This is a genomic window from Streptomyces sp. NPDC104814 (assembly GCF_055583185.1).
This window is the reverse complement of sequence record NZ_JBVJOL010000001.1, coordinates 782148-797016: the sequence shown is the minus strand read 5'-3', so window position 1 is coordinate 797016 and position 14869 is coordinate 782148. Positions and strand designations below refer to the sequence as shown.

The window sequence follows — 14869 nt, the reverse complement described above, 5'->3', positions numbered from 1 at the left end:
GGGAACCCCATGACTCTCACCCAGCACGACATCGACCAGGAGATCGCGGCCGAGCACGCCGCGTACGAGAAGCGGCTCGCCGACGGCGCGCCCGTCGAGCACCACCCGCGGCGCGACTACGCGCCGTACCGCTCCTCCGTCCTGCGTCACCCGCAGCAGCCGCCCGTCACCATCGACGTCACCAAGGACCCGGAGCTGGTGGAGCTGCACTCTCCCGCCTTCGGCGAACGGGACATCACGGAGACCGACAACGACCTGACCCGGCAGCACACCGGCGAACCGGTCGGCGAGCGGATCACCGTGTCCGGCCGGCTGCTCGACCGCAACGGACGCCCCCTGCGCGGCCAGCTCGTGGAGATCTGGCAGGCCAACTCGGCCGGCCGGTACGCCCATCAGCGCGAACAGCACGACGCGCCGCTCGATCCGAACTTCACCGGCGTGGGCCGCACCCTCACCGACGACGAGGGCCGCTACCACTTCACGACGATCCAGCCGGGCCCGTACCCGTGGCGCAACCACGTGGGCGCCTGGCGGCCGGCGCACATCCACTTCTCGCTGTTCGGATCGGCGTTCACACAGCGGCTCGTGACGCAGATGTACTTCCCGAACGACCCGCTCTTCCCGTACGACCCGATCCTGCAGTCCGTGACGGACGACGCCGCCCGGCAGCGGCTGGTGGCGACCTACGACCACGGTCTGTCGGTGCCTGAGTTCTCCCTCGGCTACCGCTGGGACATCGTGCTGGACGGCCCGAGGGCCACCTGGATCGAAGAAGGACGCTGAGGCGACATGACGACGATCGACACGAGCCGGCCGGAGAGCGTGCTGCCCACGCCGTCGCACACGGTCGGCCCCTTCTACGGATACGCCCTGCCCTTCCGCGGCGGCGAGGAGATCGCCCCGCTCGGCCACCCGGACACCATCACGGTGCACGGTCGCGTCCTGGACGGCGCGGGCAAGCCCCTGCCGGACGCCTTCGTGGAGCTGTGGGGTCCGGACCCGGACGGCAACATCCCGCAGGTGGACGGCTCGATGCGGCGCGACCCGGCGACCGGAGGCCATCTCGGCCGCAACGGCGTGGAGTTCACCGGCTGGGGCCGGATGCAGACGGACGCGAACGGCCACTGGTACGCGCGCACCCTGCGGCCCGGCCCGCGCGGGCACAGTGCGCCCTGTCTGAGTGTGTGCGTGTTCGCCCGGGGTCTGCTGGTGCACCTGTTCACACGGATCTATCTGCCCGGCGACGACACCGCGCTCGCCGCCGATCCACTGCTCGCGCAGGTGGGCGACCGGCGCGACACGCTGATCGCCCGGGACGAGGGGAGGGGGACGTACCGTTTCGACATCCGCCTTCAGGGCGAAGGCGAGACGGTTTTCCTGGAGTTCCAGTGACATCCGAGGCAACGGACACCGGCCTGCTCGCCCCCGGGTGGGCCGGCTCCCCGGCGGCCGCGGCGACGAGCGACGCCGCGTTCCTGCGCGCGCTGCTCGACGCCGAGGCGGCCCTCACCCGCGCCCAGGCGGCGCTCGGGCTCGCGCCGCGCGGGGCCGCGCAGGCGGTCACCGAGGCGGCCGCCGACCAGGGCGCTTTCGACCTCGCCTCGCTGGCCGCACGGGCCCGGGGCGGCGGCAACCCGGTGATCCCGCTGGTCGCGGACCTGACGAAGGCGGTCGGCGAGGAGTACGGCGCCTACGTCCACCGGGGCGCGACCAGCCAGGACATCCTGGACACCGCGGCGATGCTGGTCTCCGCGCGCACCCTTGACCTGGTCCTCGCCGACCTCGCCCGCACCGAGCGGGCGCTGGCCCGGCTCGCGGCGGAGCACCGCGACACGCCCATGCCGGGGCGGACGCTCACCCAGCACGCCGTACCGACGACCTTCGGTCTGAAAGCGGCAGGGTGGCGGTCGCTGGTACTGGACGCGCGGGACCGGGTGGCGGCGGTCCGGGACGCACTGCCCGTGCAACTCGGCGGCGCGGCCGGGACACTGGCGGCCTTCACGGCATACGGCGCCGAGGACGCGACCGCGCTGCCCGCCCGGTACGCCAGTGAACTCGGCCTGTGCGCGCCGCGGTTGCCGTGGCACACACTGCGCACACCGGTCGCGGACCTCGCCGGGTGCCTGGCCTTCACCGCCGGGGCGCTGGGCAAGGCGGCCGTGGACGTGCTCACCCTGTCCCGTACCGAGATCTCCGAGGTGGCGGAGGGCAGCGGGGGCGGCTCGTCGGCCATGCCGCACAAGGCGAACCCGGTGCGCGCCACGCTGATCGCGGCTGCCGCCCGCCGCGCCCCGCAGCTCGCGGCCACACTCCACGGAGCGATGGCCGCCGAGGACGAGCGGCCGGCCGGGGCCTGGCACGCGGAGTGGGAGCCGCTGCGGGACCTGCTGCGCCTGGTGGGCGGCGCGGCCCGGGACTGCGCCGAACTGACGGAGAACCTGCGCGTGGCGCCGGACGTCATGCGCGCCCACCTGGACCTCACCCACGGGCTCATCGTCTCCGAGCGGCTGTCCGCGGAACTGGCCCCGCTGCTCGGCCGCGCCCGCGCCAAAGAGCTGCTCACCGCGTGCGCCCGGCGGGCCGCGGAAGAGGGCCGCCCGCTCGCTGAACTCCTCGCCGAGCAATCCGCGTTGAAGGACGTCGACCTGGGCGAACTGACCGACCCCGCCCGTTACACCGGCTCCGCCGGAGCCCTCACCGACCGTGCGCTGGAGCGACCTTGACCGAGAAACTCCTCAACCACCTCACCGAAGGCCCGGACTCCGCTCCCCCGCTGCTGCTCGGACCCTCGCTCGGCACGTCGTACGCGCTGTGGGACGACATCGCGCCCGAGCTGTCGACCGGGCATCGCGTGGTGCGCTGGGACCTGCCGGGGCACGGCGGGTCGGCCGCCGAGCTGATCGGTCCGGGCGCCACCGTCGGCGAGCTGGCCGACCTGGTGCTGGCCCTCGCCGACTCCCTCGGGATCGACCGCTTCGCCTACGCCGGGGTGTCGCTGGGCGGTGCGGTCGGACTGCATCTCGCCGTGCACCACCCCGAGCGGCTCTCCTCCCTCGCCGTGCTGTGCTCCTCCGCGCACTTCAACGGCGCGGGCCCCTGGAAGGAGCGGGCCGAGCGGGTGCGGCGGGAGGGACTGGACTGGCTGGTGAAGAGCGCGGACGCCCGCTGGTTCACGGAGGGTTTCACCGTGCCGCGCCTGGTGCGCGACCAGGCGCAGGCCGACCCGGCGGCGTACGCGGCCTGCTGCGACGCGCTCGCCGCGTTCGACCTCACCGACCGGCTCCCGGAGATCACCGCACCGACGCTGCTGGTCGCCGGGCGTGAGGACGCGGCGACCCCGCCCGCGCATCTGCGTCAGATCGCGGACGCGGTGCCGGGGTCCACGCTGGTGGAGCTGCCCGGGGCAGCGCATCTGGCGCCCGCGCAGTGCCCGCGGGCCGTGCTCACGGCGCTGCGCGCGCACCTCGGCGGAGGGGCAGGCCTCGGCATGGCCGTACGCCGCCAGGTGCTCGGCGACGCGCACGTGGACCGGGCGCAGGAGCGGCAGACGCCGTTCACGGCGCGGTTCCAGGACTTCATCTCCCGCTACGCGTGGGGCGAGATCTGGACCGATCCGACGCTGAGCCGCCGCGAACGCAGCATGATCACCGTGACCGCGTTGGTGGCGCACGGCCACTACGACGAGCTGGCGATGCACATACGGGCGGCGCGGCGCAACGGGCTCACGCCGGAGGAGATCGGCGCGGTGCTGCTGCAGACGGCCGTCTACTGCGGGGTGCCGGCGGCGAACTCGGCGTTCGCGACGGCCCAGCGGGTGCTCGCGGAGGAGGACACCGGCGACTGAGGGTGTCCCCGCCGGTCGTAGGCTCGGCCGCATCTCCCACGGGGGTGTGCGGTCGGCCTACGGTGGTGGCATGTCCACTGTTCTGATCACCGGGGCGACCTCGGGTCTCGGGCGGTACGTCGCCTTCGAGCTGGTGCGCGCCGGGCACCGCGTCCTCGCGCACGGGCGGGACGCGGGCCGCACCGAGCGGCTGGTCGAGGAGCTGCGCACGGAGGGCGAGGCCGAGGGCTTCGTCGCCGACCTCGCCTCGCTCGCTCAGGTACGCGACCTGGGCACACGGGTCGCCGCGGCCCGTCCGGATCTCGATGTGCTGATCAACAACGCGGGCCTGGGCTTCGGGGCGCCGGGCGGCGGCAGGGAGATGAGCGCCGACGGCCACGAACTGCGCCTGGCGGTCAACTATCTGGCGCCGGTCGCCCTCACCCGCGCCCTGCTGCCGGTCCTGCGCAGGAACACCCCGGCCCGGATCGTGAACGTCGGCTCGGCCGGGCAGGAACCCCTCGACCCCGGCGATCCGGAGCTGACCCGTCGCTACAGCGGGACGTCGGCGTACCGCCGCAGCAAGTTCGCGATGACCGCGTACACGTTCACGCTCGCCGAGGAGCTGGCCGGCACCGGCGTCGCGGTGAACGTGCTGCACCCCGCCACCTATATGGACACGTCGATGGTCCGCGAGGCGGGCGTCTCCCCGTGGAACTCGGTCGCGGACGGCGCGCCCGGCGTGCTCGCCCTGGCGACCCGGGAGAGGGGCTCGGGCGGCTACTTCGACGGGACGCGGCCGGCGCGGGCGCACGAGGCGGCGTACGACCCGCGGGTGCGGGAGCGGCTGGCCGCGGTGACGGAACAGCTGCTCACGCTGTGACACCCTGCGGCACCCGGTCTCGCGGTGCCGCGCGAAGGCACCCCACCCGGCTCACGCGGTGCCGCCCGAAGGCATCCGGTGCGCGGTGCCGCCATCGGCATCCCGTTGCAGGAGGCGCCGTCCGCGTTCACGAGGTGACGCGGCTCAGTCCCCGGACCGTCTGAAGTGCCTGTGTCGCCCGCTCGGCCAGCCCGTCGGCGCCGCAGGAGCGGGCCAGCGCCAGGCCGCGTTCCAGTTCGGCCTCGGAGCGGGCCAGGATGCCGTGCTCGATCCGCGCGGCGGCGTGCTCGTACTGCGCAGGCGAGGCCGCCAGACAGGTCACGGCCTGCGCGGCCAGGTCGACCGCGCGGCGGCCGGTCTCCAGGGCGGCCGCGCAGCGCAGCGCCTCCCCGATGGCGGTGTCGGTGCCGAAGCGCTCGGCGCGACGGCGGGCGTCGGCGGCGAGCCGGGCGGCGCGGGCCGGGTCCTCGACGGCCAGCGCCCGGGCCAGGTCGCCGGCCCAGGGCACCATCACCGGATTGTGGTGGCCGCGCGAGGCGGCCGCCTTCTCCGCGGCCTCCAGTTCGTTGATCCCGTCCTTGGTACGGCCGACGGCGAGCAGGAGCCGGCCGCGCAGGGAGCGGGGGTCGGGCAGCACGATGGTGGAGGGGTACGGCGGGGCGAAGTCGTACTGCTCGGCGATCGACCAGGCCTCCTCCACATGGCCGCGGGCGAGGAGCGTGTCGACCAGGTTGCAGGTCGCCGACCAGTACAGGGGCAGGCCGCGGCCGACGCGTTCGGCCAGCCGCAGGGCCTCGCGCAGGGACTCCTCGGCCTCCCGCAGCCGGCCCCGCCTGCGGTGCCCGAAGCCGACGTAGGCGTGGGCCAGGGCGAGGTGGCCGCCGCTCCAGCCGGCGGACTCATAGGCGCGCAGGGCGTCGGTGAAGAGGGCCTCGGCGCGGTCGAGCCGGTCCGTGTAGGCGTAGGCGCTGGCCAGCATCATCGGCAGTTCGAGGCCCCACTCGGTGTCGGTCCAGCCGAGTCCGGGGGCGAGACGGCCGTTGACGAGGGCGCGGTCGCACACCTCGACGACCTCCTCGGCGTTCTCGCCGCGGCTCATGGCGTCGAAGCCACGCAGGATGAGCAGGGCGCGCTCGGAGTTGTCGCGTCCGGTGCAGGTGCGGGCGAGTCCGGCGAGCCGCTCGGAGCGGCCCGGGGTCGGGGCCTCACCGGCGTGGATGCCCTCCCACATGAACTGCACGGCCTGAAGGCGCAGCCTCGCCGGGCCGTCCGGCAGCCGGGCCGCCTCGGCCTCGACGGTGCGGACGGCCTCCTCCAGCTGGTCGTTGTGCAGGAGGGCCTGCGAGAGGCGTACGACGGCGTCCACGCGGACGTCTTCGCCGAGGCCGGGCAGGGCGAGGGCCTGGCGCAGGTGGCCGATCGTCTTCGCGGGGGCGGTGAGCAGCGTGGCGCAGCCGAGCTCGAACAGCACACGCGCCCGGACCTCGGGCAGCGGCGGCTCGAGCAGCGCGCGTTCCAGGCAGCGGCGGGCCGCGTCGGGGGCGCCGACGGCGAGGTGTTCGCGGGCCGCCTCGCGCAGTTGGCCGACGAGTTCCTCGTCGTCGTCCGGGTGGACCTGGAGCAGATGGCGGGAGGCTGCCGCGGGGCCGAGGCCGAGGTCGGTGACGAGCCGGGCGGCGATACCGTGCATGGCGCGGCGCAGCGCGTCGGGGATGGAGTTGTAGACGGCGGTCGCGATCAGCGGGTGGACGAACTCCAGGGCACCGTCACGCGCGGGGCCGGCGGCCGGGTCGGGCGCGGTGAGGATGCGCGCGTTCTTCAGGAGTTCGGCGCAGCGGACGGCCTCCTCGCGCTGCATGGTGGCGAGCCGGGCGACCAGGTCGATGGTGATGGCGTCACCGAGGATGGCGGCGGCCCACGCGAACCGGGTGGCGTCTATGCCGAGTTGTTCGAGGCGGGCGACCAGGCCGCCGCCGCGGGCGGAGCGGTTGAGGTCGCGCAGTTCGGCGGCGGAGGACTCGGCCGGCAGGAGTTCGCTGTCGCGGACCTTGGCGAGGAGCTCGACGGTCTCGTACGGGTTGCCGCCGGTGACGGCCCACACCTCACGGCAGAACGGGGCGTCGGCGTGCGCGCCGAGCGCGGTGCGGGTGAGGCCGGCGACGGCCTCCGGGGTGAGGGCGCTGAGGACGGTGGCGGGGCGTCCGGCGGCGGCGACGGCCTCCAGCAGCCGGGCGTTCTCCCCGGCGATCTCACCGGGCCTGCGGGCGACGACCACGAGGACGGGCAGGTCGTCGAGGCGTTCGGTGAACGCGGCGAGCCAGCGCAGCGTCTCCTGGTCGGCCCAGTGGGCGTCGTCGATGAGAAGCACCAGCGGCCAGTCCCGCGTGGCGAGGCGGCGCACGGCGGCGACGAGTCCGTCGCACACGCCCTGCGGGTCGGCGTGGCCCTCCCCGGGTTCCGCAATGCCGAGGGCGGGACCCGCTATGTCGTACCAGTCGCCGAGGTACTCGCGGGCCTCCTCCGGCAGCATCGGGACGAGGGCGGGTTGCAGCAGCTGCCGTACGACGTTGAAGGGGACGGATCGCAGGGTCTCGCCGCCGCGGGCCGACCAGACGGTGCAGCCGCGCGCCTCGGCGATCCGGCGGGTCTCGGCGAGCAGCGCGGTCTTGCCCAGGCCGGCCTCGCCGCGGAACACCAGCAGGGTGCCGGAGGTCGTCCGGTCCGCGCACAGCTCGTCCACCGCCTGTGCGACGACGGCGAGTTCCTGCTCGCGCTCCACGAGGGAAGCCGAGGCGGCCGCCTCCGTCATCCCGCTACCTCCCCAAGTCGCCCGAACGACGTACCGATGTCGAGCCTAGCCCCCTCGACCGCCGAACGGTGCGCCGTCACCGCAGGTATTGCCGCGGAGGGTGAAAGGGAGTATGGCGAATCGCAGGCCGGGCCTGCGGGGTGCGACGACTCCGTCAACGAGGGAGAGGGGGCCGGGAATTGACGAGGAATCGGCCGGAATGTGACGCCGGGGCGTCCGCCCGTCGTTTCCGCCCAGGGTCTCCGCCCGGCAGGACGGACCGCGCAACGCCTCCGGCGGATGCGCCGGATGCACGGGCCGACTCCGGCCGGGGGGCGGGCTGGTGGACGACGCAGCCGGGGCCGGCTCCCCTGGCGCGGGGCAGCGGACCGAGTTGTGGGCGGGGGTTCTCATCCGGCTTTCACGGTGGGCTCATACGGTGGGGGCATGACGCAGGTGACTCCTCCCGGGTGGTATCCCGACCCCGGGCAAAGCAGTGACGGTCCCGCCACCGAACGCTGGTGGGACGGCGGGGCGTGGACGGACCGGACGCGCCCGGCGGGGACGGCCGCCGCCTGGGGTCCGCCGGGCGACGGTCCGGGAACGCCGGCCCAGCCCGGCCGGCCCGGTCAGGGAGACCATCCCGCGCAGCCTGCGCCCGTCGGGCAGCCGGGGTACGCGGGGTCCCCGGCCCATCCCGGGTACGCGGGGTACCCGGCGTATCCGGCATACCCCGGGCAGCCGCCGGCTCGGCGTGGGCGGCGTGGGCTGCGGCTCGGTATCGCCGTCGCCGCAGCGGTCGCCGTGCTGGCGAGCATCGGCGTCGGCGTCCACGCCCTGACCGACGGCGGCGGCAGCGGCCGGCGCACCGACGCGCGGCAGGGGCAGGGACAGGTGCCCGGGCCCGACGACCGCGGCGGCCGCCCGGGCGGGGGCGGTGACGGCGGTCCGGGCGGCCCCTCGCCGTCCCCGGGACAGAGCGAGGCGCCGAAGATCCACAGCGGCTCGGCGACCGACGCGGCCGGCGGCATCAGCCTGCCCATCCCGGACGGCTGGTACGGCCAGGAGTACGCCGCCGGCGCCGCCGTCACCTCCGACTCCTCCTATCCGTGCCCCGGCGACACCTCGCAGACCTGCACCAAGGGCGGCGCGTACGCGGCCCCCGCGACCCTCCTGGGCGCCCGGGGGTCCACCCCGGAGCAGGTCGCCAAGGCGGACATCGCGGAGAACGCGAAGGAGTCCTACGGCGGTGCCTCCTACGGCGCGATCACCTCGCACCAGGTGCTCGCCTCGCAGGCGGTCACGGTGGCCGGGCAGAAGGGGTATCTGGTCCGCTGGAAGGCGGTGACCAGCAAGGGTGCCGACGGCTGTGTCGAGTCCCTGGCGTTCCCGTCCCCGGCCGACCCCCGGATGATCGTCCTGGTCCGCTTCGGTGTGGACGCCGACCAGCAGGTGTCGGTCATCGACCGGATCACCCAGGGGATCAAGCGGGCGAGCGGCGGCGGCTCCGGACAGAGCGTCTGACCCGCCGTACCCGGACGCACAGCGGCCGGGTGGGACCCCCTCCGCTCAAGGAGGGTCCCACCCGGCCGGGGGGTGCGCGCCGCCCCCGTCCCCACGGTGCGGCGCGGCCGGGTCACCGTCCAGTCATCCCATGGACGGCGGCCCGGGTCTTCAGGTGAGGCCCAGCGCCGGGAGCACCACGGCCTCCACGAACCGGACCAGATAGTCGGAGTCCGCGTACTGCCCGTCGATGACGGGCCGCACCCGCAGGACGCCGTAGAGCTGGACCGGGACGAACTCAAGCGCCGGGTGGTCCGCGGCGATCTCGCCGCGTTCGACGCCGCGGCGCAGGATGGCGCGCAGCGCCTCCATCTCGGGCTCGACGAGCGCCTCGCGCAGCGCAGCGCGCAGCTCCTCGTCCTGCATCACCGCGTGCCCCAGCGCCTGGAGCAGGCTGGTGTCCGGGCCGGACCAGGCCCCGGCCTGCCGGGCCGCCTCGCGCAGGTCCGCGGCGACCGAACCGGTGTCGATGCCGGCGAACCGGCAGGCCCGGTTGGAGCGCAGCGCGGCCGCCACGAACTGGGGCTTGGTCTTCCACTGCCGGTACAGCGTGGACTTGCTGCACCGCGTGGAGGCGGCGACGCCCTCCATGGTGACGGCGTCGTACCCGCAGACGCGGATCTGGTCGAGGACGGCGTCGAAGAACTCCTGCTCGCGCTCGGGCGTGAGCTTGGAGCGGCGCGATGCGGCGGCCGTCTCCGGCCCGTCCGCGGCCTGCGACGTCATCGGGGCTTCACCTCGCTGGGATCCGTGGGGCGTCGACTTCCAGTGTGTCGCACCTCAATCGATACGCCAGTGTACCGGTACTCGTGCGTATCGGTACACTGGCGTATCGGTACGCAGTCGTATCGATGAGAAGCACCGCACCACCGTCAGTGAAGGGGCCGGGGGATGAACGCCCGCACCGAGCCTGAAGAACCGGAACCAGAAGCAGCCGGACCGGAACACGCCGAGCCGGGCGACACAGCCGCGCGCACGGCGCGGCCGCCGCTCCTGCGCGAGCTGCTGCTCGTCGCCGGGCTCTTCCTCGTCTACAAGTTCGGCCGGCAGCTGGCCACCGGTCACACCGGCGATGCCTTCCGCGACGCCCGCCACGTCTGGGACCTGGAGCGGACCCTCCACCTGCCCGGCGAGGGCGCCGTGCAGTCGCTGCTGCTGCACGGCGACACGCTGGTCCACCTGGCGAACACCTACTACGCGACCGTGCACTTCCCGGTCACGGCGGCCTTCCTGATCTGGCTGTACCTGCGCCGCCCGGCCCACTACGTCTGGGCCCGCCGGGTCCTGGCCGTCCTCACCGCGGCCGCCCTGGTGCTGCATCTCACGTTCCCGCTGGCCCCGCCGCGGATGCTCGCCGGGACCGGACTGATCGACACCGCGCGGGTCTACGGCCCGTCGGTGTACGGGCCGCCGCAGAGCGACCACCTGTCGAACCAGTTCGCGGCGATGCCGTCGCTGCACTTCGGCTGGGCCCTGATGGTCGCGATCGGCCTGATCGCCGCCACTCGCTCACGGTGGCGCTGGCTCTGGCTGCTGCACCCCGCGCTGACCCTGCTCGTCGTCGTCGGCACGGCCAACCACTACTGGCTGGACGCGATCGTCGCGACGGCCCTGCTCGGCGCCGCCCTCGCGGTGATCCATCCGCCGTACCGGACGACGACGACCGCCGGCCGGGGGCGCGAGCAGCTGCTGCCCGCCGAGGAGCGCGAGCTCGCGGGGGTGGCCCGGTGAACGCCGCCCTGCTCGCCGTCGTCCTGTCGCTGTTCTCCGCCGTCGCCTACGCCGCCGCGGCGGTCGCCCAGGAACGACTCGCGTCCCGGTCGTCCGGCGCCGGGCTGCTGCACATGCTGGGCAGCGGAGCCTGGTGGTGGTCGGTCGGGCTGAACGCCGGCGCGGCCCTGCTGCACGTGGTCGCGCTGAAGTACGGCCCGCTCACCGTCGTACAGCCGCTCGGGGCGCTGACCCTGGTGGCGGCGGTGCCGCTGGGGGCGCGGATGGCGGGGCGCCGGGTCAGCGCGATCGAATGGCGGGGCACCGGCTTCACGCTGCTCGGGCTCGGCGCGATCCTTGTCACCGCGTCCGGTCCCGCGCCGGCGGACGTGCTGAGCGTGCCCGAGGCGCTGGCGGTCGCAGGCGCCACGGCCGCGCTGATCGGCACGCTGTCCCGGCCGGGCGCCCGGCCGGGCCTGCGGCACGCGACCGCGTCCGGGCTGGCCTCGGGCGTGGCCTCCGCGCTCACCCAGACGGTCACCGTGGCCGCCACCGACCACACCGGTCCGCTGCTGAGCGTGCAGGTGATCGGGGTGGCGGTGCTGGTCGCGGCGTTCGCGACGGGCGGGCTGCTGCTGTCGCAGACCGCCTACCGGGGCGGCCTCGGCGCTCCGCTTGCGGTGGTGACGCTGGCCAACCCCGTCGCCGCCGCCGTGATCGGCGTGGCCCTGCTGGGCGAGCGGCTCCAGGGCGGCGCGCTCGGCATCCTGCTCGCGCTCGCGGGCGCGGGGTGCGCGGCCTGGGGTGTGGTGCTGCTGTCCCGGGCGACCCCGCAGCCGGCCGGGACACCCGCACCGGGACCGGCACCGGCGACGGCGCCCGCACCCGTGGACGCACCCGCACCCGTGGACGACGAGCACCCCGTGGCGGCCGTTCTCGCCCTGGACCCGAACGCGGCGGTGCCCCGGCCGACGAGCGAACCGGGGCACCTGAGCGTGCTCTGAGACGGTGACGTGCGCTGAGAGACGGCGGCCTCAGCCGAGGCCGCGGGAGTCCTGCTTCAGCGCGGTGTCGACTGTCAGGGCCGTCGCGACGACCAGGCTGAGCAGCGGGTCCGGCAGCTGGTAGTGGATCTGCAGGACGTAGTTGTCCGCGGTCGTGAACATCGTCTTGGCGAGGCCTTCCCAGGTCTTCGTGATCCGGGCCACCTCGTTGTCCGCGTGGTCGACGATCGCGAAGTTCCACGCGCGCCAGTTCTCCGCCTTGATGGCACCGACCTTCTGGCCGTTCACCATCATCGCGAAGTTGATCTTCCCGAAGACGTTCTGCTGGACGATCTCACCGACCGGCGTGCCGTCGGGGCGCTCGACGATCACCCGGGACTTGAAGATCTTACCCGGACGGGTCAGCAGCATCACCGGCTGACCGTAGGCGTCGCGGATCTCCAGCTTGACCTTCATGAACTGGTCGATGCTGTACAGGAACCGCACGATCTTGCGCAGGACGCTCTGACCGACCTGGACGACCGCGCCGAGCTCCCGGCCGTGCTGGTCCATGACCTTGTACTCGTTGGTCAGCTCGATCAGCTTGGCCTTCTGGTTCACCACCAGGACCGGCTCGGAGAACAGGGTTCCGCCACCGGCGCCGCCCCCGGCGACACCGGCCTGCTGCTGGACCTGGCGCTGGACGCGCGGGTCGGGACCGGCCTGCTGCGCCGGCAGCTGCGGGGCGGCCGGGGCCTGTGCCGGGGCCTGGGGGTGGTGGCCCTGGGCCTGGGGCTGAGCCTGCTGGTCGGCGTGGGTGTGCTCGGTCCACTGGGTACCGTCCCAGTACCGCAGGGTCTGCTGCGCCCCGTGCGGGTCGGGGTACCAACCTGCAGGTGTGTTCGAATGCGTGGTCACCGGGGCACACTATCGCGCACCGGCCGGAAAGCAACCGTCGTTCCGGCGGGCGCCCGTGACCCGGGCGCCCGCCGTCCGAAGCCTGAACGCCGGTCAGACCGTGGCGATCGCAGGGTCGCTGACGCCGGGTTGACCATTCTCGACATGTCCGGCGAACCGCCGCAGATAGGACGCGTCACCGTCGGCCGTCACGGTCAGGTCGTACCAGCGCCGGCTCCCCGTCAGGTCGACGAGCTGCTTCACGGTGGCGCCCGGCCGCACGCTCACCGAGCGCTTGGCCCCGCCGTAGCCGTCGATCACGGTCAGACCCGCGGTGCCGGAACCGGAGTTGGTGAAGGTCAGCTCCAGACCGTCCCCGCTCCGCCGGGCGGTGACCTCGGGACCGGTGACCTTGTTGCGGCCCTTGAAGGCGCGCAGGAAACCGTTCGGGCCGTGCACGGTGAGGTCGTAGGAACCGCTCGAATACACCGAGTTCCAGGTGTCCGCAAGGGACTTCCCGGCCTCCGTGGTGTACGTCCAGGGGCCGTCGGTGCGGTTCCCGGAGGTGACGAGGAAGGCCGCACCGGCGGCGGCGCCGGAGGCGAAGGTGAGGGTGAACTTCCCGGCCGCCGCGTCGACCTTGCCGTCCACGGCCGGGTCGTACTTCAGCGGGCGGGCCGGCCGCAGCCCCCGCTCCTGCTTGGGCAGCGCCCCGGTGGCCGGCGGGACGGGCTTGTAGTCGGGGTGGCGCAGACGGTCCGGCGGCTCGTAGCCGGCCGTGTCGGGCAGCGTGACGCGGCCGGTGTCGGTGCGGGAGAAGTCGAAGGCGGAGGTCAGGTCGCCGCAGACGGCCCGGCGCCAGGGCGAGATGTTCGGCTCGCGCACGCCGAAGCGGTTCTCGATGAACCGGATGATGGAGGTGTGGTCCAGCGTCTCGGAGCAGACGTAGCCGCCCTTGCTCCAGGGGGAGACCACCAGCATGGGGACGCGCTGGCCGAGCCCGTAGGGGCCGGCGACATGGCTCGCGTCGCCCTTGAACACGTCGAGGGAGACGTCGACGGTGGACTTGCCCTGGGCGGCGGAGCCGGGCGGGAACGGCGGTATCAGATGGTCGAAGAAGCCGTCGTTCTCGTCGTAGGTGATGAACAGCGCGGTCTTCGCCCACACCTCGGGGTTGGAGGTGAGCGCGTCCAGCACCTGGGCGACATACCAGGCGCCGTAGTTGGCCGGCCAGTTCGGGTGCTCGGTGAACGCCTCGGGGGCGACGATCCAGGACACCTGCGGCAGCCTCCCGGCCGCCACGTCGGCCTTGAGCCGGTCGAAGTAGCCCTCGCCCTTGCGGTAGTCGGTTCCGGTGCGGGCCTTGTCGTACAGCGGGCTGCCCGGCTGGGCGTTGCGGTACTGGTTGAAGTACAGCAGCGAGTTGTCGCCGTAGTTGCCGCGGTAGGCGTCCGAGATCCAGCCCCAGCCGCCGCTCGCGTCGAGGCCGTCACCGACGTCCTGGTAGATCTTCCAGGACACCCCGGCGCTCTCCAGGCGTTCGGGGTACGTCGTCCAGCCGTACCCCTTCTCGTCGTTGCCGAGGACGGGGCCGCCGCCGGTGCCGTCGTTGCCGACGTAGCCGCTCCACATGTAGTAGCGGTTGGGGTCGGTGGAGCCGATGAAGGAGCAGTGGTACGCGTCGCAGATGGTGAAGGCGTCGGCGAGCGCGTAGTGGAACGGGATGTCGTCGCGGTTCAGGTACGCCATCGTCGTGGAGCCCTTGAACGGCACCCACTTGTCGTACTTGCCCCCGTCGAAGGCGGCGTGCCCGTCGTTCCAGCCGTGCGGGAGGTCCTGGAGGAAGGCCATGCCCAGGTCGTCGGCGTCGGGGTGGAAGGGGAGGATGTCCTTGGTGCCGTCGGACTGGTACCAGACGGGCTTGGCGCCGGGCCGGGTGGTGGCCGGGCGGGGGTCGCCGAAGCCGCGGACGCCTCTGAGGGTGCCGAAGTAGTGGTCGAAGGACCGGTTCTCCTGCATGAGGACGACGATGTGCTCGACGTCCTCGACGGAGGCCGTGCGGTGGTTCGCCGGGAGGGCGGCGGCGCGCTGGATGCTCGCGGACAGCGCGGTGAACGCCGTGGTGGCGCCCGCGAGTTGGAGGAAGCGACGCCGGTTCACTTCGGGCATGGGGGACAGACCTCTCGTCGTGGCGGCGGCAACTCGCCGGTGAATGACGGAAT

At 73.6% G+C, this 14869-nt stretch carries 12 protein-coding genes; 8 read left to right on the top strand and 4 right to left on the bottom strand.

Going from position 1 to position 14869, the window contains the following annotated elements:
• Positions 1 to 9 precede the first annotated feature (9 nt).
• The 5 genes from pcaH to ACZ64A_RS03265 all read left to right on the top strand — a co-directional run bounded on the left by pcaH (position 10) and on the right by ACZ64A_RS03265 (position 4706).
• Positions 10 to 783 (top strand): protocatechuate 3,4-dioxygenase subunit beta, encoded by a 774-nt coding sequence (pcaH, locus tag ACZ64A_RS03285; protein WP_469807877.1) that lies wholly within the window; start codon positions 10 to 12, stop codon positions 781 to 783.
• Positions 784 to 789: 6 nt separating this feature from the next.
• Positions 790 to 1392 carry a protocatechuate 3,4-dioxygenase subunit alpha gene (pcaG, locus tag ACZ64A_RS03280; RefSeq protein ID WP_469807876.1) on the top strand — a complete coding sequence of 201 codons (603 nt, stop codon included), beginning with the start codon at positions 790 to 792 and terminating at the stop codon, positions 1390 to 1392.
• The gene (pcaB, locus tag ACZ64A_RS03275) at positions 1389 to 2723 is read left to right on the top strand and encodes a 3-carboxy-cis,cis-muconate cycloisomerase (protein WP_469807875.1); all 1335 of its coding nucleotides are present in this window, start codon (positions 1389 to 1391) and stop codon (positions 2721 to 2723) included. The genes pcaG and pcaB overlap by 4 nt, the downstream gene beginning before the upstream one ends.
• Positions 2720 to 3844 (top strand): bifunctional 3-oxoadipate enol-lactonase/4-carboxymuconolactone decarboxylase PcaDC, encoded by a 1125-nt coding sequence (gene pcaDC, locus ACZ64A_RS03270; RefSeq protein WP_469807873.1) that lies wholly within the window; start codon positions 2720 to 2722, stop codon positions 3842 to 3844. Before pcaB ends, pcaDC begins: the two co-directional genes overlap by 4 nt.
• Positions 3845 to 3914: 70 nt before the next feature.
• The gene (locus ACZ64A_RS03265; RefSeq protein ID WP_469807872.1) at positions 3915 to 4706 is read left to right on the top strand and encodes an SDR family NAD(P)-dependent oxidoreductase; all 792 of its coding nucleotides are present in this window, start codon (positions 3915 to 3917) and stop codon (positions 4704 to 4706) included.
• A 127-nt stretch (positions 4707 to 4833) separates the two neighbouring features.
• On the opposite strand, the gene ACZ64A_RS03260 is transcribed toward ACZ64A_RS03265, so the two are convergent.
• Entirely contained in the window at positions 4834 to 7515 is a 2682-nt protein-coding gene (locus tag ACZ64A_RS03260) for an ATP-binding protein (protein WP_469807870.1), read from the bottom strand.
• Positions 7516 to 7941: 426 nt separating this feature from the next.
• On the opposite strand from ACZ64A_RS03260, the gene ACZ64A_RS03255 reads away from it, so the two are divergent.
• Positions 7942 to 9018, top strand: a complete 1077-nt coding sequence (locus ACZ64A_RS03255; protein WP_469807869.1) for a DUF2510 domain-containing protein — start codon at positions 7942 to 7944, stop codon at positions 9016 to 9018.
• Between the two features lie 150 nt (positions 9019 to 9168).
• Here ACZ64A_RS03255 and ACZ64A_RS03250 read toward each other — a convergent pair whose 3' ends face one another.
• Positions 9169 to 9783, bottom strand: a complete 615-nt coding sequence (locus ACZ64A_RS03250; RefSeq protein ID WP_361626780.1) for a TetR/AcrR family transcriptional regulator — start codon at positions 9781 to 9783, stop codon at positions 9169 to 9171.
• A gap of 165 nt (positions 9784 to 9948) precedes the next feature.
• On the opposite strand from ACZ64A_RS03250, the gene ACZ64A_RS03245 reads away from it, so the two are divergent.
• Both ACZ64A_RS03245 and ACZ64A_RS03240 read left to right on the top strand, forming a co-directional pair.
• Entirely contained in the window at positions 9949 to 10788 is an 840-nt protein-coding gene (locus ACZ64A_RS03245) for a phosphatase PAP2 family protein (protein ID WP_469807868.1), read from the top strand.
• A complete protein-coding gene (locus ACZ64A_RS03240) occupies positions 10785 to 11771 on the top strand; it encodes a DMT family protein (RefSeq protein ID WP_469807867.1) in 987 nt (328 codons plus the stop codon). The genes ACZ64A_RS03245 and ACZ64A_RS03240 overlap by 4 nt, the downstream gene beginning before the upstream one ends.
• A gap of 30 nt (positions 11772 to 11801) precedes the next feature.
• Here the strand turns inward: ACZ64A_RS03240 and ACZ64A_RS03235 are convergent, their stop codons facing one another.
• Together ACZ64A_RS03235 and ACZ64A_RS03230 are read right to left on the bottom strand one after the other, a co-directional pair.
• Positions 11802 to 12668, bottom strand: coding sequence for an LURP-one-related family protein (locus ACZ64A_RS03235; RefSeq protein ID WP_469807865.1), 867 nt, complete (start codon positions 12666 to 12668; stop codon positions 11802 to 11804).
• A 93-nt stretch (positions 12669 to 12761) separates the two neighbouring features.
• Positions 12762 to 14816: a phosphocholine-specific phospholipase C gene (locus tag ACZ64A_RS03230; protein WP_469807864.1), complete on the bottom strand. Its 2055-nt coding sequence runs from the start codon at positions 14814 to 14816 to the stop codon at positions 12762 to 12764.
• Positions 14817 to 14869 lie beyond the last annotated feature (53 nt).

Bases quoted from the DNA above. Each gene is read 5' to 3' on its own strand.
- pcaH (WP_469807877.1), top strand. From the start codon at position 10: ATGACTCTCACCCAGCACGACATCGACCAGGAGATCGCGGCCGAGCAC.
- pcaG (WP_469807876.1), top strand. From the start codon at position 790: ATGACGACGATCGACACGAGCCGGCCGGAGAGCGTGCTGCCCACGCCG.
- ACZ64A_RS03265 (WP_469807872.1), top strand. From the start codon at position 3,915: ATGTCCACTGTTCTGATCACCGGGGCGACCTCGGGTCTCGGGCGGTAC.
- ACZ64A_RS03260 (WP_469807870.1), bottom strand. From the start codon at position 7,515: ATGACGGAGGCGGCCGCCTCGGCTTCCCTCGTGGAGCGCGAGCAGGAA.
- ACZ64A_RS03255 (WP_469807869.1), top strand. From the start codon at position 7,942: ATGACGCAGGTGACTCCTCCCGGGTGGTATCCCGACCCCGGGCAAAGC.
- ACZ64A_RS03250 (WP_361626780.1), bottom strand. From the start codon at position 9,783: ATGACGTCGCAGGCCGCGGACGGGCCGGAGACGGCCGCCGCATCGCGC.
- ACZ64A_RS03245 (WP_469807868.1), top strand. From the start codon at position 9,949: ATGAACGCCCGCACCGAGCCTGAAGAACCGGAACCAGAAGCAGCCGGA.
- ACZ64A_RS03230 (WP_469807864.1), bottom strand. From the start codon at position 14,816: ATGCCCGAAGTGAACCGGCGTCGCTTCCTCCAACTCGCGGGCGCCACC.